The following is a 21,671-nucleotide window of genomic DNA, read 5'->3' as shown; positions in this document are numbered from 1 at the left end:
GGGGAATGGGGAAGGTCATGAAACGCAATCAAGATGGCATCACGCTGATCGGCTTCGTCATCACCCTGGCGGTGGTGGGCTTTGCCGCCTACATCGGGATGAAGCTGTTCCCGATGTACCAGGAGTACTACTCGCTCAAGATGGCGGCCAAGGGGCTGGCCGAGGAGCCGGGTTCGGCCAGCATGGATCCATCCAGGCTGCAGGACCTGCTGTTCCGCCGCCTGGACATCAACTATTCGGACAGCATCAAGCCGGCCGATGTGACCTTCAAGCGCATCGATACCGGCTGGAACATGCACGTGCAGTACGAGGTGCGCAGGCCGATGGTCGGCAACCTGGATGTGGTCGGCAGGTTCGAGCTGTCCCAGGACATCACCCGGGGTGGTGGTGGCGAAGGCTGACCCCGTCGCCGGCAGCGACCGCATCGGCCATCGTTTCGCCGATCCCAAGCTGCTGGCGCAGGCGCTGACCCATCGCAGCGCCGGCACTCCGCACAACGAGCGGCTGGAGTTCCTGGGCGATGGCATCGTCAACCTGCTGATCGCCGAGGTGCTGTTCCAGCGCTGGCCCAGGGCCGATGAGGGCGCGCTGACCCGGGCCCGGGCCGAGCTGGTGCGCGAAGCCTCGCTGGCCACCATCGCCCGTGAGCTGGACCTGGGGACGCGTTTGACCATGGGCCCGGGCGAGATGAAATCCGGCGGCCACCGTCGCGATTCGATCCTGGCCGATGCCCTGGAAGCGGTGGTGGCGGCGATCTATCTCGATGCCGGGCTGGAGGCCTGCCGCGCCTGCGTCCTGCCGTGGTTCGAGAGCGCGCTGGCGGCATTGCCGGTGGGCAAGCCGGAAAAAGACCCCAAGACCCGGCTCCAGGAATGGCTGCAGGGCAAGCAGAAGCCGCTGCCAAGCTATGAGCTGGTCGGCGAATCGGGCGAGGAACACGCCCGGCATTTCCAGATCCGCTGCAGGACCGCCGATCCGCCGCTGGCGGCCGAAGGCGAAGGCAATTCGCGCCGGGTCGCCGAGCAGGCGGCCGCGGCCGCGCTCATCAGTCAGCTGCCACGCAGGTAAAGTGGTCCCCATGAATACCCCCGCATCCCACCGCAGCGGCAGCGTGGCGGTCATCGGCCGTCCCAACGTCGGCAAGTCCACCCTGACCAACGCGCTGGTCGGCGCCAAGGTGTCCATCACCTCCAGCCGTCCGCAGACCACCCGCCACCGGCTGCTGGGCATCGCGACCTTCCCCGAAGGGCAGATCGCGCTGGTCGATACGCCCGGCCTGCACAGGCAGCAGGGCAAGTATTCGGCCTCGGCCATGAGCCGGGTGATGAACCGCGCCGCGCGCGGGGCGTTGGAAGGCGTCGACGCCGGCCTGCTGGTGATCGAGGCCGGCCGCTGGGACGAGGCCGACACGCTGGCCTACAACGTGCTCAGCGACACCGGCATCCCGGTGATCCTGGTGATCAACAAGGTCGACCGGCTCAAGGACAAATCCGAACTGCTGCCGTTCCTGGCGCAGGTCACTGAAGGTCGCACCTTCGCCGCGGTGCATCCGATCTCGGCATTGAAGAAAAACGGCCTGGAGGCGCTGGTGCGCGAGCTGCTGGCGCACCTGCCGCAAGCGCCGCCGATGTTCGGCCAGGACGAGATCACCGACCGCAGCGAGCGCTTTCTGGCCGGCGAACTGGTGCGCGAGCAGCTGATGCGCCAGCTCGGCGCCGAGCTGCCGTACGCCACCACCACCGAGATCGAGAACTTCAGCGTGGACGGCAACATGCTGCGCATCGGCGCGGTGATCTGGGTCGAGCGCGAAAGCCAGAAGGCGATCGTCATCGGCAAGGGTGGCGCGCGCCTGAAGGACATCGGCAGCAAGGCACGCCAGCAGATGGAGCATCTGTTCGGGCGCAAGGTGTTCCTGGAGACCTGGGTGCGGGTGCGCGAGGGCTGGTCGGACGATGAGACCGCGCTGAAGGCGTTCGGGTACGAGTGAAGCCGGGACCCGGGACTCGGGACCCGGGACTGATGAAGCCGGGACCCGGGACTCGGGACTCGGGACCCGGGACCCGGGGAAAGCAACGGCGCTGGGGTCTCTGGCCTTTTTTTGCTGCCGCCACACACAAGGACTTGAAGAAGGCAGGGACTTGAAGAAGGTGCGAGGTTCTTCCCGAGTCCCGGGTCCCAAGTCCCGAGCCCGAGTCCCGGGTCCCGGGTCCCGGGTCCCGGGTCCCGGCTTCATCAGTCCCGAGTCCCGGCTTCATCAGTCCCGAGTCCCGGCTTCACCAGTCCCGAGTCCGGTTCCTCTCTCCCGAGCCCCCGATGCAACCTGACGACCTCACCGCCTTCGTCCTGCACACCCGGCCCTGGCGCGAGACCAGCCTGCTGGTGGAAGTGCTGAGCGATCGCCACGGCCGCATGGGTCTGATCGCGCGTGGCTTGCAGGGGTCCAAGCGGCATGTGCTGCGCGCGGCGCTGCAGCCGCTGCAGCACATCCGGCTCGTTGTGCAGCTGCGGGGCGAACTGGGCCGGCTGGTGTCGGCCGAAGCACTGGATGCGGCGCCGCGCCTGCAGGGCGAGGCGATGCTGGCCGCCTTCTACGTCAACGAACTGATGCTGCGGCTGGTCCCGCGCCAGGACCCGCTGCCCGACCTGTATGTGGGCTATGCCAAGGTCCGCGCGCGCCTGGCCCATGGCGCGGCGCTGGCCTGGACGTTGCGCCGGTTCGAGCGCGACCTGCTCGATGCGCTGGGTTTCGGCGTCGGCCTGGACATCGACGGCGATGGCGAGCCGATCGACCCGGCCGCACGCTATCGCCTGGATCCCGAACACGGCGCGCGCCGACTGCTGAGCGAACGCGCCGGCGAGCGCCAGTGCGCCCCGACCGGGCAGGCGCTGCTGGCGCTGGCCCACGACACCTTGCCCGCACCGTCGGACCTGGCCGACCTGCGTCGGGCCATGCGCCTGCTGCTGGCCCACCACCTGGGCCCGCGCGGGCTCAAATCCTGGGAAATGCTGGCCACCCTGCCGCGTCCGCCGCGCCCCGGCCCACCCCCTTGACCTCCGGTGATGCCCCGCTTTTCGTAGGAGCGCACCGCAGGGGCGCGATGGAGCTTTCCCGGTGAAGCCACTCGCGGCCGTGCCCCCGAAGAGGGGATAAAGGCCGCTTCTACGAACGGGTCCGCTGCCAGGCGGCGTGGAACTCAGCCTGGCCGGACAGATCGGGCAGGCTGGTGTCCAGGGTCTGCGCGGCGGCCTGCAGGCGGGCGGCGCCGACCAGGCCGCTGCTGGCGCGCAGTCGGTGCAGCTGCTGGTGCGCGCCGGCCCAGTCGCCAGCGGCCAGGGCCGCGTTGATGGCCGCGGCCTGGCCATCCAGCTCCTGCAGGAACAGCCCGCGCAGGCTCTGCAGGTGGGCCGGATTGCCGCCGAGGGCGACCAGCGCGCGGGCGTCGTCCCAGACCGGCAGGTCGTCGCTGCAGACGCGCACCGCCGCCTGCGGCAACGGCGTGTCCGGTGCCAGCACGCTGCGCACGGCCTGGCCCAGGGCCGCGGCGGTCACCGGCTTGACCACCACTGCGGCGAAGCCCGACGCGCACAGCGCCGCGTGCAACGCCGGGGAATGGTCGGCAGTGTGGGCCAGCGCGGGCAGCTGCGGCTGGCGCGCGCGCAGGCGCCCCAGCAGTTCTTCGCCACGGCCATCGGGCAGGTTGGCATCGACCAGGCACAGGTCGAAGGTCTGCGCCACCGCCAGAGCTTCGGCCTGCGAGCGCGCGCCCAGCACGGTCGCAGGCAGCGCCTCCAGCGCCAGGCGCATGAATTCGTGGGTGGTGGGATCGTCTTCGACCAGCAGGATCCGTGGCGTCATGGCCGTGTTCCTTCCTGAATTGACGTGCCTGCACTGGCATGCGTCCTGCGCGGTCCCTCGTGCGCCAGATGCATCTGCGACAATACCCGATTCCCTGCATGCCGCCAGAGCGTCACGTGGCCCGTTCCCCGCGCATCGACAAGACCCCCTTTGAACTGTCCATCCACGACCTCAGCCACGACGGCCGTGGCGTGGGCCGCCGCCCTTCGGCCGTGCAGGGCCAGTCGGGCAAGGCGGTGTTCGTCTCCGGCGCGCTGCCGGGCGAGCGCGTCCTGGTCGAACAGACCGCGCGCAGCCGCCAGTTCGACCAGGCCCGCACCCTGAAGGTGCTCGAGGCATCGCCCGACCGCGTCGACCCACGCTGCCCGCATTTCGGCACCTGCGGCGGCTGCGTGCTGCAGCACCTGGACCCGACCCGGCAGATCGCCGCCAAGCAGCACACGCTGTTGGAAAACCTGGAGCGGATCGGCCACGTCAAGCCCGAGTCGGTGCTGCCGGCGCTGACAGAGGGCAGCTGGGGCTACCGCCGCAAGGGCCGGTTCTCGGTCCGCCGGGTGGAGAAGAAGGACAGGACCCTGATCGGTTTCCGCGAGCAGGATCCGCGCTTCGTCGCCGACCTGCGCCAGTGCCATACGCTGATCCCGCAGATCGGTTTCAGGATCCAAGCGCTCGGCGCCCTGGTCGACAGCCTGGACGGGCGCGCGGATATCCCGCAGATCGAGTTCATCGCCGGCGATGAGGCCATCGCCCTGGTCGTGCGCCACCTCAATCCACTGACGCCGGCGGACCTGGGCAGGCTCACCGCCTTCGCCCAGGCCGAGAACTTCGCCATCTTCCTGCAACCCGGCGGCAACCACACCGTGCATCCGCTGTGGCCGGCGCAGGTGCCGCTGTCGTTCCGATTGGCGCGGTGGGATGTGGAACTGGCGTTCCGGCCGCTGGACTTCATCCAGGTCAACGCCAGGCTCAACGAGAAGATGATCGCCCACGCCTTGGGCCTGCTCGACCCGCAGCCGGGCGAGCGGGTGCTGGACCTGTTCTGCGGGCTGGGCAACTTCACCCTGCCGCTGGCGCGCCTGGTGGGCGAGGTGGTCGGCGTGGAAGGCGAGGCCGGCCTGGTCGCCCGTGCCAGGGACAACGCCCAGCGCAACGGCCTGGCCAATGCGCAGTTCTTCGCCGCCGACCTGACCTTGGACCAGCGCAATGCACCGTGGATGAAACAGGGCCTGGACAAGCTGTTGCTGGACCCGCCGCGCTCGGGCGCGATCGAGGTGCTCAGGCAGCTGCCGCTGAAGAAATTCGAGCGCATCGTCTACGTCAGCTGCCATCCCGGCTCGCTGGCGCGCGATGCCGGCTACCTGGTCAACGAATGCGGCTTCAGGCTGGTCAGTGCCGGGGTGATGGACATGTTCCCGCACACCGCGCACGTGGAGTCGATCGCCCTGTTCCAGCGCTGAGGCAGGCAGCCTTCCACCGCTCCACCCACCAACCCGAGACCGCCCATGGGGATCGAAATCGAGCGCAAGTTCCTGCTGGCCAACGATGGCTGGCGCGCCGCGGTGCATCGGGCCATCCCGATGGCCCAGGGCTATCTCAACGACCTGGCCGTGGTGGAAAGCGGCGCGCAGAAGGCCTCGGTGCGGGTGCGCATCGAAGGGCAGAGCGCCACGCTGAACTTCAAGTCGCGCCAGGCCGGTCCCACCCGCCAGGAGTTCGAATATCCGATCCCGGTGGCCGATGCCCGGGCCCTGCTCGAGCTGTGCGTGGGCGGCCTGGTCGAAAAGACCCGCCACCTGGTGCAGGTCGGTGCCCACCTGTGGGAAATCGACGAGTTCACCGGCGACAACGCTGGCCTGGTGGTGGCCGAGATCGAACTGGGCCACGCCGACGAGGCCTTCGAACGTCCGCCCTGGCTGGGCCGGCAGGTCACCGATCGCCTGCGCTATTACAATCTGGCCCTGGCCGGGCGGCCGTATTCGCAATGGAGCGAAGACGAGCGCAACGCGGCCGACGTCGAATAAGGACCACCTCCCCATGCTTGCAATCGGCATCGCCGGCACCGAACTGGCCGCCCACGAGCACCACTGGCTGCAGCACGACGCCGTGGCCGGGGTGGTGCTGTTTGCGCGCAACTTCATCTCGCGCCAGCAGGTGAGCGAGCTGTCGGCCGCGATCCGCGCCGCCGTCCCACGCCCATTGTTGATCTGCGTGGACCAGGAAGGCGGGCGCGTGCAGCGCTTCGGCGACGGCTACGCCACCCTGCCGCCGCTGCAGGTGTTCGGCGACCTGTACGCCACCGATCCGGCCGGCGCGCTGGAGCTGGCGCGCGAGCATGCCTGGCTGATGGCCAGCCAGGTGCGTGCCAGCGGCGTGGACCTGAGCTTTGCGCCGGTGGTGGACCTGGGCCGCGGCAACAAGGCCATCGGCTCTCGCGCCTTCCACGCCGATCCGCAGGTGGTGGCCGCCTTTACCCGCGCCTACGTGCGCGGCATGCACGAAGCCGACATGGCCGCCACGCTCAAGCATTTTCCCGGGCACGGCACGGTGGCCGAGGATACCCATTTGGACAGCGCCGTCGATCCGCGCCCGCTGGCGGTGCTGCAGGCCGAGGACCTGGTGCCGTTTGCCGCGGGCATTCAGGCCGGCGCCGATGCGGTGATGATGGCCCACGTGGTGTATCCGGCCGTGGCGCCGGAACCTGCCGGATGCTCGCCGCGCTGGATCCATCTGCTGCGCCAGGACATGGGCTTTCGCGGGGTGGTGTTTTCCGACGACATCTCCATGGCCGCCGCGCATGCGGCCGGCGGCGTCGCCCAGCGCGTCACCCGGCACCTGGATGCCGGCTGCGATGTGGTCCTGGCCTGCCAGCCGGAGGTGGTCGAAGACGCCCTGCGCGCCGTGCAGGACCGCAGCCTCAACACCGCCGCGCTGATCGGACTGATCGGCCGCGGTCCGCGCGCGTGGGAAGGCCTGCTGGCCGATACGCGTTACGACACCGCGCTCGCGCGCCTGCCATCTTCCAAGGGAACCGCCTGATGTCCGATACCGCCCCCACCATCCGCCAGGCCCTGGCCAACGCCGACCTGCTGGTGGACCGCCCCACCATCGACGCGGCCATCGTCAGGATGGCCGATGCCATCGCCCGTGACTACGCCGGCGAGGTGCCGGTGTTCCTGACCATCATGCACGGCGGCCTGCCGTTCGCCGGCCAGCTGTCGCTGGAGCTGGGCCTGCGCGGGCTGGACCTGCAGTACGACTACCTGCATGCCACCCGCTACCGCGGCCAGACCGACGGCGGCGAACTGGTCTGGAAGCACCGCCCGGCCACCGCCCTGTACGGGCGCCGGGTGCTGCTGGTCGATGACATCCTGGACGAAGGCCTGACCCTTTTGGCGGTGTGCCAGTGGTGCCTGGAACAGGGCGCCACCGACGTGCGCATCGCGGTGCTGACGCGCAAGCGCCACGGCCGCGCGGTGGCCGAGGTCGGCGCCGATTATGTCGGTGTCGAAGTGCCGGATCGCTACGTGTTCGGATTTGGCATGGACGTGCACGAGCACCTGCGCAACCTGCCAGCGATCTACGCGATGAAGGAAGGCAAGTGAGTCAGCACATTGCCCTGGCCATCATCGGCGGCACCGGCGTCTACAGCCTGGCCACGCTCGATGACGTGGAAACCCGCCACCTCGACACGCCCTACGGCGTGCCGTCCGGGCCGGTCCGTGTGGGCACCGTGCTGGGCAGGCGCGTGGCCTTCCTGGCCCGGCATGGCGAAGACCACGCGCTGCCGCCGCACAGGATCAACTACCGCGCCAACCTGGCCGCACTCAAGTCGCTCGGCGCCACCCGCGTGCTGGCGCTCAACACCGTCGGCGGCATCACCGAGCGCTTCGGCCCGCGCGCGCTGGCCTGCCCGGACCAGCTGATCGACTACACCTGGGGCCGCATTTCCACCCTGTGCGAGGAAGGTGGCCAGGTGCTGCACGTGGATTTCGGCGAACCCTACGCCCCGATGCTCCGGCACAAGATCCTGGCCGCCGCGCGGGTCACCGGCGTCAAGGTGGTCGACGGCGGCTGCTACGGCGTCACCCAGGGCCCGCGCCTGGAAACCCGGGCCGAAATCGCGCGCCTGCGCCGCGATGGCTGCGACCTGGTCGGCATGACCGGCATGCCCGAAGCGGGCCTGGCGCGTGAGCTCGGCCTGGACTACGCCTGCCTGGCGATCGTGGCCAACTGGGCCGCCGGCTGCGGCGGCGGCGAGGAGATCACCATGGCCGAAGTGCTGGCCAACGTCCAGGCCGCTTCGGCCGGCATGGCCGAGCTGGTGGGCGAACTGGCGCGCGGGTGATTGTCAAGCCGGCCGCGGCTTTGCATACTCGGGCTGGTACGGCTGCCCAGCCGTGCCACCACCATCGATCCAATCTGGGGAAACAAGCAGCTATGCCGTACGGTACCGTCAAGTGGTTCAACGATGCGAAAGGCTTCGGATTCATCGCGCCGGAAGATGGCAGCGCCGATGTCTTTGCACATCACACCGCGATCAACGCAAAAGGCTTCCGCACCCTGCAGGAAGGCCAGCGCGTGAGCTACGAGGTGACACAGGGACCGAAGGGCGCACAGGCGTCCAACATCACCCCGGTCACCTGAAGAAGCAACCAACAGGGATTTCTTGAACCCCGCTTCGGCGGGGTTTTTTTTGTAGCGGACCAAGGCCGCGCACGGCCTGATCGCGTTGAAGGCGCTGGGCACTGGCCTGCGCATGTTCGGGGCCCCTTCCATGACGGCTCGTGGGCCAGGCTGGTGTGGAAGTCGGCCGCAGCGCCGCCAGTCGTGCCGACCTTGCTGGTCGATCGCCGGCGTGCGGGCGGTGACACGGGCGGCTCTGCTGGAACGCAGGGTTGCAAGGCGCTGCGCTTTGCCCGCGGACCTGCCGGTGCCATGTTATGGGCAGTCAATGGAGCCCTTGCATGAACGCCCAACGCAGTTCCGCCCGCATCCTGCGCACCGTGCGCGGCCAGCCGACCTCCGATGGCGCGGGGGTCAAGCTCACCCGCGTGATCGGCACCGAGCAGCTGCCGGAGCTGGATCCGTTCCTGCTGCTGGACCAGTTCGGCACCGACCGGCCGGAGGACTATCTGGCCGGCTTCCCCGAACATCCGCATCGCGGGTTCGAGACGGTGACCTACATGCTGGACGGGCGCATGCGCCACCGCGACAACCACGGCAACCAGGGCTTGCTCACGCCCGGCAGCGTGCAGTGGATGACGGCCGGTCGCGGCCTGGTGCATTCGGAAATGCCCGAGCAGGAATCGGGCCGGTTGCGCGGCTTCCAGCTGTGGGTGAACCTGCCGGCGCGCGACAAGATGACCGACCCCAGATACCAGGAATTCGCACCGGACCAGATCCCGGTGGCCACGCCGGCGCCCGGGGTCATGGTCAAGGTGATCGCCGGGGCGGTGGGCGAGGTGGTCGGCCCGATCGTGCAGCCGGCCACCGATCCGCTGTACCTGGACATCGCGCTGGAAGCCGGCGCCGGCTGGGAATACGCCTTGCCCCAAGGCCACAACGCCTTTGCCTACGCCTACGAAGGCGCGGTCATGGTGGGCGAGGGCGACGCCACCGGCGCGCTGGAGAGCCATACCCTGGCGGTGCTCGGTGGCGGGGAGCGGCTGCCGCTGCGTGCCGGCCCGCAGGGCGCGCGCCTGATCCTGGTGGCGGGCCGTCCGCTGCGCGAGCCAGTGGCGCGGCATGGGCCGTTCGTGATGAACACCAGGCAGGAGCTGATGCAGGCGGTGGCCGATTTCCGGGAAGGGCGCTTCTGAGCCGCGGCACAGCATGTCCTTGAACGAACAAGGCCGCGCGAACGAGCGGCCTTGTTCGTTGCTGCGCCTGGACGCGGCGGGGGGTCAGTCGACGCCGTGGGTGTCGGCGACCGGGCGGTTCGGGCCGAACTGCAGGTTGCGCACCGTGGCCATACTGGTTTCCAGTGCGGCCTGGTTGGGGGCATCGATCCAGATCTGGGCGTAGCGGTCATTGTCCAGTTCGATCACCGCCAGGCGGGTCTGCGCGTCGGGTCGGTTGGCGATCTGCGCGTGGTACCAACGCGCCTGGTGGCCGTCGATCACGCCCTTTTCCTCGCGCGCGCCGCTGGGCTTGTCCGGCGCCTTGCTGGTCAGCATCACGCCGAAGGCCTGCGCACCCTGGGCATCGAGGGCCTTGCAGATCAGCAGGCTGCCGCTGCCACTGCGTTCCCAGTGCAGGGCAGTTCCCACCGGCAGGGTCGGACAGGTCATGGCGGACTGGGCCAGGCACATCGGCGCGGCCAGCAACAGCAACAGGCCAGTAGCGGAAACAAGGCGTGCCTTCATCGAACAGTCCCCAGGTGTGCCGCGCGCCGGCAGGCGAGGCGGGATGGATCGTGGACGCAACGTCCGGGACAGCCTGCTTCCCCGTTTCCCTGCAGGCGTTTGCGCATCCGTCCGGCCGACGCGTGAGTGCGGGCGGCAGCGATGGCCGGTACACGGCGCACAGTTGCCCCGCGCCGCACCATAAGCCAATCCTGGGCAGCGTGACAAATCCGCAACGGGCGGTCCTTGAGACTGTGCGCTGGTTCAATGTTCCGGCAATGGGATGAACGTCGGATCGCCTTCGATCCTGCCGAATCGGCCCGCCAGTCCTGCCGGGCCTGCTCCAGGCGCTCCCTCGAATTCGAAACGAAGTTCCACCACAGGTGGCGCGGGCCATCCAGCGGCTCGCCGCCCGGCATCCATCGCCTTGAGCGCGGGGCCGGCGCGCAGCACCGGGCCGGTGCCGCGCTCCAGCACGATCAGGTGCCGGTTGGGGAGGCCGGCGCGTTTCCTAGAACCGGCCGGTTGGCGCCGGCACGCGCTCGGGCATGGCGCCGCGGCGCGAGGCCAGGCGGTCGGCCAGGCGCGTGGGTTCGGGCAGGCGGTAGCCGCGCAACAGCGCCATGACCCGTTCGCGCGCGCCGTCCATCGAGACCCGATGGCCCGGGGACACCACCAGCGGATTGCAGCGTGCCTTGCTGCGCAGCATCCAGGCGATCTGCTCGCCGTTGTGGACCAGCGGCGTGTGCGCGCCGGGCTGCGGGCCTGGCGGCTCGAAGCGCCCGCACAGGACCTTCTTGGCCACGCCGATGGTCGGCAGTCCGGTGGCCAGGCCGAAATGCGCGGCGATGCCCAGCCGGCGCGGATGGGCGATGCCCTGACCATCGACCAGCACCAGCTCGGGCACCTGCGCCAGCCGCTGCAGGGCGGCCAGCAGGGCCGGCAGCTCGCGGAAGCTCAGCAGCCCGGGCACGTACGGCATCGCGGTCGGCACGCGCTCGACCACGCTGTCCAGCAGCTGCAGCGTGGTGCCGTCCAGCAGCACCGCGGCGGCGCGGGTGGTTGCACCTTGGTCCTCGAAACCGACGTCCAAGCCGGCGATGGTGCGCGGTGCCGCCGGCGCTTCGTCGACCAGCCGCACCTGGGCGGCCAGCTGGGTCTGCAGGCGGCGCGCGCCCTCGATGCTGCCGTCCCAGTCGCCGAATGCGGACCGGCTCATGGCGGTGCGCCGTAGCGCCGGTCCTCCACCCGCACCGGGCTGCCGGCCACGGCCGTGATGCGGATCAGGCGGTCGGTTTCGCCGGCCTGCAGCGGCCTGACCGTGCAATTGCACAGGGCATTGGCCAGCGGGGCGATGGCTTCAGGCTCACCGGCCACCAGCACGTGGCCGCGGTGTTGCTGGCGCCACTGGCGTGCGGTCTGGTCCAGCGGGCCGCGCGAAAAATAGCGCGAGAGCTTCAGGTCACCGCGCGCCTGCAGGGTCGGCATCACGGTCTGCTGGGTGCGGCGGAATTCATCGGCGTAGACCGCCTCCAGCGGCACATCCCGAAGCTGCCGTGCCAGCGCTTGGGCGCGCGCCCGGCCTGTGGGTGAAAGCGCCGGATCGTCCGGGTCGTCCTCGGCGGTTTCCGCATGCGGCACCAGGATGAAGACTGTCTCGGCATCTGCATGGGCGGGCAGGACGGCCGCTGGCCTGGTCGGTGCAGACGCGCAGGCCGCAAGCAGGCCCATCATCGCCACACACGCCAAGTGGAGGGCGCGAGGCCACGCCATCGTTGCGTCCGCCGGCGCAGCCGTTACTGCCGCCGCGATTCGAGATGACGCCTGACCTGCTCGCTCGAGTCGCCGACTTGCTGCACCGCCGCGCGCAGGTCCTGCTCAATGACGCCCAGCTGCCGGGTCCAGTAGGTCAGCTGCCATTCCTCGGTCAGCTCGACCTTGGCGATGTCCTTGGGAATGCGGGATTCGGATGCGTTGCTCATGGTGAATTCGTATGACGTGGCTGCTGCCAGACTGCGAGCGGCCGACGTAAAGTGGCGTGACCGATCAGTCGATGAACTGCAGCCGGGCCAGCTCCGCATACAGGCCGCCCTGGGCCATCAGCGCCTCGTGCGTGCCCTGGGCGACGATCCGGCCGCGATCCATGACCACGATCCGGTCGGCCCTGAGCACGGTGGCCAGGCGGTGGGCGATGGCCAGGGTGGTGCGCCCGGTCATCAGCCGTTCCAGCGCGCTCTGCACGGCGCGCTCGCTCTGCGCGTCCAGCGCGCTGGTGGCCTCGTCCAGCAGCAGGATCGGCGCGTCCTTGAGCAAGGCCCTGGCAATGGCGATGCGCTGCTGCTGGCCCCCGGACAGGCGCGCGCCGCGCTCGCCCAGCTGGCTGTCGTAGCCTTCCGGCAGTTCGCGCAGGAAGCCGTCGGCTTCGGCGGCGATCGCAGCCTGGTGCAGCTGCTGCTCGGTCGCCTCGAGCTTGCCGTAGCGGATGTTCTCGGCCGCGCTGGCAGCGAAGATCGTCGGCGCCTGCGGCACCAGCGCGATCTGCTCGCGCAGCGCCGCCAGGTCCAGCTGGCGCAGGTCCAGTCCGTCGATGCGGATCGCCCCGGCCTGCACGTCGTAGAAGCGCAACAACAGCGACAGCACGGTGCTCTTGCCGGCACCGGAGGGGCCGACCAGCGCGACGGTTTCGCCCGGTTCGATCGACAGGGTGAAATCCTCCAGCGCCGGCAGGTCCGGGCGGCTGGGGTAGCGGAAGGTGACATGGTCGAAGCGGATCTGGCCACGCACTGGCCGCGGCAAGGGCAACGGCTTGGCCGGTGCGCGCACCTGCGGGGTCTCGTCGAGCAGTTCGCCGATCCGGCCCATGCCGCCGGCCGCGCGCTGCAGCTCGTTCCACACCTCGGCCAGCGACCCGATCGAGCCACCGCCGATCAGCGCATACAGCACAAACTGGGCCAGCGTGCCGGCGCTCATCTGCCCGGCGATGACATCGTGTGCGCCCGACCACAGCACCAGCACGATCGCCCCGAACACCAGCGTGATGGCACTGGCGGTGACCAGCGACTGGGCGCGGATGCGCCGGCGCGCGGTGTCCACCGAAATGGCCACGGCCGATTCGAAGCGGCTGCGCTCGTAGGGTTCGCGCGCTTGCGCCTGTACCGTGCGCACCGCGCCCAGACTCTCGCCAGCCAGCGCGTTGGCATCGGCGACCCGGTCCTGGCTGGCGCGGGACATCTTGCCCAGCCTGCGCGCGCCCAGGATGATCGGGATCACCGCCACCGGGATGCCAATCAGCGCGAAGGCGGCCATCCGTGGACTGGCCACGAACATCATCACCACCGAGCCGATCGCGGTGACCGAGCTGCGCACCGCCACCGACATCGCGCTGCCGACCACGCTGCGCAGCAGTTCGCTGTCGGCCGACAGCCGCGAAAGCAGCTCGCCGCTGCGGTTGCGGTCGTGGAATTGCGCATCCAGGTCCAGCAGGTGGGCGTAGAGCTGGCGACGCAGGTCGGCCACCACGCGCTCGCCCAGCAGCGAGACGAAAAAGAACCGGGCCGCACTGGCCAGCGCCAGCACCACCACCACCGCGAAGACGCCGAGGAAGGCCTTGTCGATATCGGCGCCACTGGCGTTGGAGAAGCCGTGGTCGATCATCTGCTTGAACGCGTGTGGCAGGCTCAAGGTCGCCGCCGAGGCCACCGCCAGTGCGACCAGCCACGACACGAACAGGCGCATGTGCCGGCGCACGAACGGCCACAGCGCCCGCAGGCTGCCCAGCTTGGCTCTGGTGCGTGGGGTGGTCTCGGTGACGCCAGCGGCGGGAAGGGTGGAAGCCTGCGGGGGCGTCATGGGGGGTTCCGGCGATAAGGAAAGGCGCGTGGCATCGGCCGCGAGCGGCGACCGGGGGTTCCGGTTGGGAAGCCTACAGGGTCGGTCCCGTCCAGGCCTGGGCAGGCCCGGCTGCAGCGGCGCAACGCACCCGATCCCGGGTGGCGTCGCGCAGCTGGTTTTTCAAGGCGCAGGCCTGATCGGCCGGCAGGCGCACGCGCAGGCGCACGCCGGTCGCCTCGAAGGTTTCGCTGGCTTTTTCGGCGGCGACGGCGGCCAGCGCGGCATGGACCCGGCCCAGGTCGTCAAAGCCGCAGGCGATGTCCAGTTCGGCCATGGCCCGCAGCGGCAGGCGCGGGGCGTCGCGCAGGGCGCTTGCAGTGCAGCCGCCGTAGGCGCGGACCAGGCCGCCCACGCCCAGCTTGACCCCGCCGTACCAGCGCGTGACCACCACCGCGACCCGGTCCAAGCCGGCGCCGTCGATGGCCGCCAGGATCGGCCGGCCGGCGCTGCCGCCGGGTTCGCCATCGTCGCTGGAGCGCAGCGCATCACCGACCCGCCAGGCCCAGCAATTGTGGGTGGCGCCGACCTGGCTGGCGGCCGAAACGAACGCCGTGGCTGCTTCGGCCGATGCGACCGGGCCGGCCTGGACGATGAAACGGCTGTGCTTGATCAGCGTTTCCTGCCGCAGCAAGCCGGTCAGCGTGTCGGTCATGGCAGCAGCGCACGCAGGTCTTCGGGGATCGGCGCGTCCGGATGCGCCTGCCGGAATGCCTGCAGGCTGGCGCGGGCCAGGGCGCCGTTGCCTTCAAGGCGGTGGGTACGGATGCGCTGCAGCCAGGCCTGGGCGGGCAGGCCTTGGTCCTGGGCGATGGCCGATTGCAGCGCGGCGGGGTTGTCGCCACCGGTGGCCAGGGCCGGGGCGGATTCGCGGTTGCCGGCGCCGGGGTCGTCCTGGAGGTGGTCGGCGCGGGCCGTCTCCGGGGTTTCGGCCATGACGCGCTGGGCATCGGGGCGGTCCACTGGGCCCTCAAGGGCGGGCATGGGATCGGATGGAGCCGGCGGCGGGGGCGCCGCGCCGGCTTCGACCACCGGCGCCGGCGGTGCTGCCGGCGGGGGGGCAAGACTGGCCGCGCGTGGCGGCTCGGCCTGTGCCGCGGGCGCGACGGCATCCTGCTGTGCGGCGGGCACGGCTGGCGCAACGGCTTGCGGTCCGGCCGGGTACCGCTCGCGCCTTTGCGCCGGCTCTGGCGACAGCGCCTTGGGTGTGGACGGCGGCGGAAGTCCGATCTGCTCGGGCTTGGCCGACGGGGCCGGTGCCGCGCGCGGTGCGCTGGCCGCTGGATCCTCCCGCACCGGTCCGGGTGCCGGGGCACTGGCCGTGCCCACCGGTTCGGCGCGATCGGCCGCGGCCGGGACCGGCACTTCGGTCACCGCCTGCGGTGAGGCGGGTGCCTGCGCCGATTCGTGGACGAGCCGGCGCGTGTGCTGCGGGCGCAGCTGCCAGGCCACGGTCACCGCCAGCAGCAGCGAAGCGGCCACGCCAAAGCCGACCGTCCAGCGCCTGCGATCGCGGCGCCGGGCCTGCGACGGCGGCAACCGCGGCGAGGGCGTGGCCCTGGGCACCGGCACTTCGGATGCGGGCGCCGCGGCCTGCGCCGCTTCGTCCACCGCCGCTCGGGCTGCGGCCAGGATCCGGGCATCCAGCGCCGGGCCAGGCTCATGTGCACCGGCGGCGCGGGCCAGGCGCTGCGCCAGGGCGCGCTCTTGCGCACTCAGCGGCTCGCGTGGCGTGCTCATGCGCCGATCCCCGCGCGCAGCTTGTCCATGGCGTAGCGCAGGCGCGACTTCACCGTCTCGCGGCCGACGCCGGTGATCTGGCCGATCTCCTCCAGGGTCAGTTCCTGTTCCAGGCGCAAAACAAGGACCTCGCGTTGGTCGTCCGGCAGCGCAGCCAGGGCGCGCTGCAGGTCGCGGCGCTGTTCGAACTGGGCCAGCTGCCGCTCGGGGGTGTCGGGATCGGCCAGGCCGGCGACGCGTTGATCGGCGTCCTCCGGCGCGGCCGGGCGATGGCGCTGGGCCCGCCAATGATCGTTGAGGCGGTTGTGCGCGATCCGGAACAACCAGGTGGAGAACGCCGCCTCCGGCTGCCAGCTGGCACGCGCGGCGATCACCCGCTGCCACACATCCTGGAACACCTCGTCGGCCAGCGCCGCATTGCGCAGCTGGCGCATGAGGAACCGGTACAACGGCCCGCGATGGCGCGCATAGAGCTGCTCGAAGGCGCGCACATCGCCGGCGGCGTAGGCCAGCATCAGGACCTCATCGGCGGCGGCACTCGCCTCGTTCACCACGCCAGGCCCGTGGTGCCGGACGCCCACACCAAGGTTGGTTGGCCATCGTCGGCAGCTTGTCCGCGACGGATTTCCGTGGTAGCCGCTTGCGTATACTGCCAGACAGGAAGTGGCTGGAGACATGGAAGTGCAAACGTGCGCCTGTTCGGTCCGGGGTTGAGGTCGCGGCCGGACCGTCCAGGGCTGGTGTCCATCAACGTCTGCGGGCGCCACGTGCGACCGCGCTTACAGGGGAAACACGAATGCTCGGCCAGCCTGTCCCTGCCAAGGTGCAGACCGATGCCATGGCCAGCGACGCCGTGGCGCAGGTGCTGTGCGCGCTGCTGCCAGAGGGCGCGCAGGTGGTGGTGTGCTGGCGCGACTGGGCCATCGGCGCCGGCGGTGCGGTCACCGCCGAGGCCTGTCCGGAGCTGCGTGGCCAGGCCGAGCAGGCGCTGTGGGACCGCCAGCCTGCGCAGGTCCAGGACCCGCTGACCGTGGTGCGGGCCTGGTCCAATCCTGAAGGCAACGCGCGCATGTCGGTCGCTGCCAGCCTGCCGGCGGCGGTCCCGCCAGCGCAGCTGCTGGCCTGGGAGAATGCCGCCCGCGCGTTGATCGGTGCGACCCTGGAATCCGAACGCGCCCAGGCCCGGGTGGTCACGCTGGAAAAATCCAAGCGCCTGCAGCAGGCGCTGTACGAGATCGCCGACGTGGCCAGCGCCGGCCTTGAAATGCAGGAGATGCTGCGGCGGATCCATGCGGTGATCGGCACCCTCATGTATGCGGAGAACTGCTACATCGTGCTCTACGACGATGTCCGGCGCACGCTCCGGTTTCTCTATTTCGCCGACCTGATCGATCCGTACGTGGCCGAGCCGGATCGCGAGTTCAGCGAAGAGGAAATGCACAACAGCATGACCATGGGCCTGCTGCGGCATGGCCAGCCGCTGCGTGGGCCGTCCCCGGTGGTGCGCCAGCGCCTGGCGGTGGCGCCCGATGTCAGCCACGGCCCGGACAGCCTGGACTGGCTGGGCGTGCCGATGCTGCGCGAGGGCCGGGTCTGCGGCGCGATCGTGGTGCAGAGCTATGACACCCCGGCCAGCTACACCGACGAGGACCGCGCGCTGCTGGTTTACGTGGCCCAGCACATCCTCACCGCCGTGGACCGGCGCCAAGCCCACGACGAGCTGGAAGACCGCATCCAGGAACGCACCCACGAGCTGCAGCGGGCCAACCGCGAGCTGCAGGCCGAGGTCATCGAGCGCAAGCGCGCCGAAAAACTGCAGGGCGCGCTGTTCCGCATCACCGACCTGGCCAATACCTCGCCCACCCTGGAGCAGTTCTATGCCGCGGTGCACGCGGTGGTGGACGAGCTGATCGTGGCCCGCAACTTCTACATCGCGCTGCTTGACGAGGACGGCCAGGCCCTGCATTTCCCCTACTCGATCGACGAACGCGACCCGGTGCGCCAGTCGCGCCAGGTCAGCCGCGGCCTGACCGAATACGTGATCGAAACCGGCGCGCCACTGCTGGCCGACCCGGCGGTGATCGCCACGCTTACCCGCAGCGGCAAGGCGGTCCAGCACGGGCCTGCGGCGCACAGTTGGCTGGGCGTGCCGCTGCTGCAGGGGCACGAAACGCGCGGCTGCGTGGTGGTGCAGAGTTATTCGCCGCAGGTGCGCTACACCGCGCACGACCAGAACCTTTTGACCTTCGTCGCCCATCACATCGGCAACGGCCTCTCGCGCCAGCGCGCGCGCGAATCGCTGCGCGCCGCGCACCTGGAGCTGGAGCGGCGGGTCGAGGAGCGGACCTTCGAGCTGGCCGAGGCCAACGCCAAGCTGATGGCGCAGATCGGCGAGCGCCTGCGCGCCGAGCAGCGCCTGACCTACCAGGCCACCCACGATGCGCTGACCGGGCTGCCCAACCGCGCCCTGCTGCTGGACAGCCTGGCCGAGGCGATCGCCCGCGCCGGCGCCGGGCAGGGCGGCCATTTCGCGGTGCTGTTCATGGACCTGGACCGGTTCAAGCTGGTCAACGATTCGATCGGCCACGCCGCCGGCGACGAGCTGCTGATCGAAGTGGCGCGCCGCATCACCTCGCAGGTGCGCGATGGCGATCTGGTCGCGCGCCTGGGCGGGGACGAGTTCGCGATGGTCATCCATTACCACACCGATGCGCTGGAAGTGACCGAGTTCGCCGCGCGCCTGCTGGAAGCCTTGAACCGGCCGATCTGGGTGGCCGGGCGCGAGCTGTTCCCCGCCGCCAGCATCGGCATCGCCACCTGGCATCCGCGCTACACCGGCGGCGAGGAAATGCTGCGCGACGCCGACGCGGCGATGTACCGGGCCAAGGCGCAGGGGCGCGACCGCAGTGCGGTGTTCGATGAGGCCATGCGCGAAGTGGCGATGAAGAGCCTGGACCTGGAGGCCGACCTGCGCCGGGCGATCAAGGGCCGCGACTTCAGCCCGCACTACCAGCCGATCGTGCGCCTGAGCGATGGCCAGGTGATCGGCCACGAGGCACTGCTGCGCTGGCACCACGAGCACCGCGGCCTGCTGCTGCCGGCGCAGTTCATCGCCCTGGGCGAGGACAGCGGCCTGATCGAGCAGGTCGACTGGCTGCTGTACGAGCAGGTCGCCGAGCGCATCGCCCACGGCGTGGACGGCTACGTTTCGGTGAACGTGTCGCCGCGGCACTTGCGTTCGCCCGACTTCGCCGAGCGGATGCTGGCGTTGTTCGAGCGCGCCGGCGCCAACCCGGCCCAGTTGCGCGTGGAGATCACCGAGACGGCGCTGCTGGATGATGCCCCGCGCACCCTGCACATGCTGCAGCTGCTGCGCGAACACGGCGCACTGGCCCAGCTGGACGATTTCGGCACCGGGTTTTCGGCGCTGTCCTACCTGCATCGCTTCCCGATCTCGGCACTGAAGATCGACCGCAGTTTCATTTCCGGCATCTCCAGCGAGTACCGGCCCGAGAGCGTGGGCCTGGTGCGCGCGATCCTGGCCCTGGCCGGCACCCTGGGCATCCAGACCGTGGCCGAAGGGGTGGAAACCTCCGAGCAGCTGCAGGCCCTGCGTGGGCTGGGCTGCGATTACGCGCAGGGCTACCTGCTGGGGCGGCCCGGACCGGTGCTGGGCGAAAAGGTGCTCTGAAGCCTCTGTCCGGGGGCGCACCCGGGCCGGGCGCCCCGGCGGGGAAACGACTTCGCAGTAGGCCGCCCCGTCTGCGGATCGGCCTGCGCCGCGTTTCACAGGGCGTTGGTCAGCGTGGCGGGGCCAGCGCCACGGCACCGTGCGCCGGCTCGATCAGGCCGCGGGCCTGTTCGATCAGGCCGACGAACTCGGTACGCCGGCTGTCGCGATCCTCGCCCCGCGCCCCGCGCGCGGTGGCCAGCACCTGCTCCCAGCGCCAGCCATCGAAGCGGCTGCCACCGCGCAGCAGGTCGGCGTAGCCGGCCACCGCACTGGCAAAGCGCGCACTTTCGCTGGGCTGGCGCCTGAGCGCGTCGGCCAGGATCGGGGTCTCGATCAGGGCGCTGGTCTGCTGGCCGGGCCGCTTGTAGCGCAGGCGCAGCTGGGCCACTTCGCGCGCATCGCCGCCGGCGATGGACTTGGCCCCGTAGCGCAGGGCCTGAAGGCGCGCGGCCTGCGAGCCGGTCGGGGTCAGTTCGTACAGGGCGGTGACCTCATGGCCGGCGCCGATGTCGCCGGCATCGACCTTGTCGTTGGCGAAATCCTCGCGGCGCAGGGCGCGGTTCTCGTAGCCGATCAGGCGGTACTCGGCGACCGCGGCGGGGTTGAATTCCACCTGGATCTTCACATCGCGCGCGATGGTCAGCAGCGTGCCCTGCATCTGCTGGACCAGCACCTTGCGCGCTTCCTGGTCCGAGTCGATGTAGGCGTGGTTGCCATCGCCCACATCCGCCAGGCGCTCGGCCAGCGCGTCGTTGTAGTTGCCCTGGCCCAAGCCCAGCGTGGTCAGCGCGATGCCGGCGGCGCGCCCATCGCCGACCAGGGTTTCCAGCGCGTCCTGGCTGACCGTGCCGACGTTGAAATCGCCATCGGTCGCCAGGATCACCCGGTTGCTGCCGTCCTTGATGAAGCCCTGCCGCGCCATCGCGTATGCCAGCCGAATGCCATCGCCGCCGTTGGTGCTGCCGCCGGCCTGCAACTGATCCAGCGCCGCCAGGATCTTGTCGTGCCGGTCGCCGGGCGTCGGCGGCAGCACCAACCCGGCCGAGCCGGCATAGACCACGATCGACACCCGGTCCTGCGCGCGCAGCTGCGGCACCAGCATGGCCAGCGCGCGCTTGAGCAGCGGCAGCTTGTCCTGCGCGTCCATCGAACCGGAGGTGTCCAGCAGGAACACCAGATTGGACGGCGGCAGATCGCGCCTGGGCAGTTCGTAGCCCTTGATGCCGATCATCAGCAGCTGGCGCTGTGCATTCCACGGCGCCGGCGCCAGTTCGGTGGTGACCCGGAACGGCGTGTCGCGCGTGGCCGGCGCGCGATGGTGGTAGTCGAAGTAGTTGATGAACTCCTCCGCGCGCACCGCATCGGCCGGCGGGCGCTGGCCGTGGCTGACCATGCGCCGCATGTTGGCGTAGCTGCCGGTATCGACATCGATGGAGAAGGTGGACAGCGGCTGCTCGGCGGTGCGCCGGACCGGGTTGTCCTCATGCCGGGCATAGCGCTCGGTGTTGACCGACGGCGGCGGTGGCGGCGGCGCGATCGCGGCAGGTGCAGGGTAGGCGGCGATGGCTGCCGGTGGTGGGGGCTGCGCGGGCGCGGCGGGTGGCGTATAGGTCCGCACGCGGCGTTCGGTGGTTGCGCTCGGATGTGCCGCCTGGTTGGCGGTTTTTCCGGCCTGCACTTGCAGGCGGTCCGCGCGCGCGGCTTCCGGCGGGGCAGGGGCAAGCGCCTGCGGCGATGGCGCGGAAGAACAGGCCGCCAGCATGGCGACGGTGAGCAGGGTCAGGCAGGGGCGAGACAGGTGCGACATGGCGGCAACTCCCGTGTTGGACCCAGGCTGCAAACGCGCGAGCCCGACCAGCGGGGTGAACCGATCCGAAAAAGTTCACCACGCCGCCGCCCGAGGCCGTGGCGCCTGGCACGCCGGTGCCGGGTCGGCCATGCCGCGACATGCGCAGGTGACCATTCCCGACGCCTGCGCGGCGCCGCGCAGGCGCTTTCAAGGATGCCGGGGAGCCAGCACGGCTGCCGGGCGCCGTGCCAGACCCGGTGGGCGCTGCCGTCACCGGGGTCGGCAATCCCATACCCCGACGGCCTGCATCTCGCTATACTG

General features: G+C 70.3%; 22 protein-coding genes and 1 pseudogene. 12 read left to right on the top strand and 11 right to left on the bottom strand.

Annotated features, from left to right (window positions below; translation table 11 throughout):
* Window positions 1-17: 17 nt before the first annotated feature.
* From DSC_RS10415 to recO, 4 genes are all read left to right on the top strand, one after another.
* On the top strand, window positions 18-401 hold the full coding sequence (locus tag DSC_RS10415; RefSeq protein WP_014161130.1) for a DUF4845 domain-containing protein: 384 nt from the start codon (window positions 18-20) through the stop codon (window positions 399-401).
* On the top strand, window positions 382-1,068 hold the full coding sequence (gene rnc / locus DSC_RS10410; protein ID WP_014161129.1) for a ribonuclease III: 687 nt from the start codon (window positions 382-384) through the stop codon (window positions 1,066-1,068). The genes DSC_RS10415 and rnc overlap by 20 nt, the downstream gene beginning before the upstream one ends.
* A gap of 10 nt (window positions 1,069-1,078) precedes the next feature.
* Window positions 1,079-1,987 carry a GTPase Era gene (gene era, locus DSC_RS10405; RefSeq protein ID WP_014161128.1) on the top strand — a complete coding sequence of 303 codons (909 nt, stop codon included), beginning with the start codon at window positions 1,079-1,081 and terminating at the stop codon, window positions 1,985-1,987.
* A 326-nt stretch (window positions 1,988-2,313) separates the two neighbouring features.
* A complete protein-coding gene (gene recO / locus DSC_RS10400; protein WP_014161127.1) occupies window positions 2,314-3,051 on the top strand; it encodes a DNA repair protein RecO in 738 nt (245 codons plus the stop codon).
* A 109-nt stretch (window positions 3,052-3,160) separates the two neighbouring features.
* On the opposite strand, the gene DSC_RS10395 is transcribed toward recO, so the two are convergent.
* A complete protein-coding gene (locus DSC_RS10395) occupies window positions 3,161-3,856 on the bottom strand; it encodes a response regulator (protein WP_014161126.1) in 696 nt (231 codons plus the stop codon).
* A 98-nt stretch (window positions 3,857-3,954) separates the two neighbouring features.
* On the opposite strand from DSC_RS10395, the gene rlmD reads away from it, so the two are divergent.
* From rlmD to DSC_RS10360, 7 genes are all read left to right on the top strand, one after another.
* Window positions 3,955-5,313, top strand: coding sequence for a 23S rRNA (uracil(1939)-C(5))-methyltransferase RlmD (gene rlmD / locus DSC_RS10390; protein WP_425476594.1), 1,359 nt, complete (start codon window positions 3,955-3,957; stop codon window positions 5,311-5,313).
* Between the two features lie 45 nt (window positions 5,314-5,358).
* Window positions 5,359-5,877 (top strand): CYTH domain-containing protein, encoded by a 519-nt coding sequence (locus DSC_RS10385; RefSeq protein ID WP_014161124.1) that lies wholly within the window; start codon window positions 5,359-5,361, stop codon window positions 5,875-5,877.
* 13 nt (window positions 5,878-5,890) lie between these two features.
* Window positions 5,891-6,892 (top strand): beta-N-acetylhexosaminidase, encoded by a 1,002-nt coding sequence (nagZ, locus tag DSC_RS10380; RefSeq protein ID WP_014161123.1) that lies wholly within the window; start codon window positions 5,891-5,893, stop codon window positions 6,890-6,892.
* Window positions 6,892-7,458: a hypoxanthine-guanine phosphoribosyltransferase gene (locus DSC_RS10375; RefSeq protein ID WP_014161122.1), complete on the top strand. Its 567-nt coding sequence runs from the start codon at window positions 6,892-6,894 to the stop codon at window positions 7,456-7,458. Before nagZ ends, DSC_RS10375 begins: the two co-directional genes overlap by 1 nt.
* A complete protein-coding gene (locus DSC_RS10370; protein ID WP_014161121.1) occupies window positions 7,455-8,201 on the top strand; it encodes an S-methyl-5'-thioinosine phosphorylase in 747 nt (248 codons plus the stop codon). Before DSC_RS10375 ends, DSC_RS10370 begins: the two co-directional genes overlap by 4 nt.
* A 92-nt stretch (window positions 8,202-8,293) precedes the next feature.
* Complete coding sequence (locus DSC_RS10365; protein ID WP_014161120.1) at window positions 8,294-8,500, top strand: cold-shock protein; 207 nt, start codon at window positions 8,294-8,296, stop codon at window positions 8,498-8,500.
* A 320-nt stretch (window positions 8,501-8,820) separates the two neighbouring features.
* Window positions 8,821-9,675: a pirin family protein gene (locus tag DSC_RS10360; protein WP_014161119.1), complete on the top strand. Its 855-nt coding sequence runs from the start codon at window positions 8,821-8,823 to the stop codon at window positions 9,673-9,675.
* 84 nt (window positions 9,676-9,759) lie between these two features.
* On the opposite strand, the gene DSC_RS10355 is transcribed toward DSC_RS10360, so the two are convergent.
* From DSC_RS10355 to DSC_RS10315, 9 genes and pseudogenes are all read right to left on the bottom strand, one after another.
* A complete protein-coding gene (locus DSC_RS10355) occupies window positions 9,760-10,221 on the bottom strand; it encodes a hypothetical protein (RefSeq protein WP_148268128.1) in 462 nt (153 codons plus the stop codon).
* 243 nt (window positions 10,222-10,464) lie between these two features.
* Window positions 10,465-10,704, bottom strand: a pseudogene (locus DSC_RS17265) (pirin-like C-terminal cupin domain-containing protein); the annotation flags it as partial.
* Window positions 10,705-10,711: 7 nt separating this feature from the next.
* The gene (nfi, locus tag DSC_RS10350; RefSeq protein ID WP_014161117.1) at window positions 10,712-11,419 is read right to left on the bottom strand and encodes a deoxyribonuclease V; all 708 of its coding nucleotides are present in this window, start codon (window positions 11,417-11,419) and stop codon (window positions 10,712-10,714) included.
* Complete coding sequence (locus DSC_RS15735; RefSeq protein ID WP_148268127.1) at window positions 11,416-11,931, bottom strand: histidine phosphatase family protein; 516 nt, start codon at window positions 11,929-11,931, stop codon at window positions 11,416-11,418. Before DSC_RS15735 ends, nfi begins: the two co-directional genes overlap by 4 nt.
* 65 nt (window positions 11,932-11,996) lie before the next feature.
* Window positions 11,997-12,182 (bottom strand): DUF3606 domain-containing protein, encoded by a 186-nt coding sequence (locus DSC_RS10340; RefSeq protein ID WP_014161115.1) that lies wholly within the window; start codon window positions 12,180-12,182, stop codon window positions 11,997-11,999.
* A gap of 64 nt (window positions 12,183-12,246) precedes the next feature.
* Window positions 12,247-14,049: an ABC transporter transmembrane domain-containing protein gene (locus DSC_RS10335; protein ID WP_014161114.1), complete on the bottom strand. Its 1,803-nt coding sequence runs from the start codon at window positions 14,047-14,049 to the stop codon at window positions 12,247-12,249.
* A 73-nt stretch (window positions 14,050-14,122) separates the two neighbouring features.
* Complete coding sequence (locus DSC_RS10330) at window positions 14,123-14,743, bottom strand: IMPACT family protein (protein WP_014161113.1); 621 nt, start codon at window positions 14,741-14,743, stop codon at window positions 14,123-14,125.
* A complete protein-coding gene (locus DSC_RS15730) occupies window positions 14,740-15,828 on the bottom strand; it encodes a hypothetical protein (RefSeq protein ID WP_014161112.1) in 1,089 nt (362 codons plus the stop codon). The genes DSC_RS10330 and DSC_RS15730 overlap by 4 nt, the downstream gene beginning before the upstream one ends.
* A complete protein-coding gene (locus DSC_RS10315) occupies window positions 15,825-16,379 on the bottom strand; it encodes an RNA polymerase sigma factor (protein ID WP_014161111.1) in 555 nt (184 codons plus the stop codon). The genes DSC_RS15730 and DSC_RS10315 overlap by 4 nt, the downstream gene beginning before the upstream one ends.
* Window positions 16,380-16,624: 245 nt before the next feature.
* Here DSC_RS10315 and DSC_RS10310 point away from each other — a divergent pair, with 245 nt between their 5' ends.
* Window positions 16,625-19,519, top strand: coding sequence for an EAL domain-containing protein (locus DSC_RS10310; RefSeq protein WP_014161110.1), 2,895 nt, complete (start codon window positions 16,625-16,627; stop codon window positions 19,517-19,519).
* 109 nt (window positions 19,520-19,628) lie between these two features.
* Here DSC_RS10310 and DSC_RS10305 read toward each other — a convergent pair whose 3' ends face one another.
* Window positions 19,629-21,368, bottom strand: coding sequence for a vWA domain-containing protein (locus tag DSC_RS10305; protein ID WP_014161109.1), 1,740 nt, complete (start codon window positions 21,366-21,368; stop codon window positions 19,629-19,631).
* Window positions 21,369-21,671 lie beyond the last annotated feature (303 nt).

Origin of the sequence: Pseudoxanthomonas spadix BD-a59, from assembly GCF_000233915.3 — a bacterium.
GTDB lineage: Bacteria > Pseudomonadota > Gammaproteobacteria > Xanthomonadales > Xanthomonadaceae > Pseudoxanthomonas_A > Pseudoxanthomonas_A spadix.
This window is presented reverse-complemented; position numbering and strand designations above follow the sequence as displayed.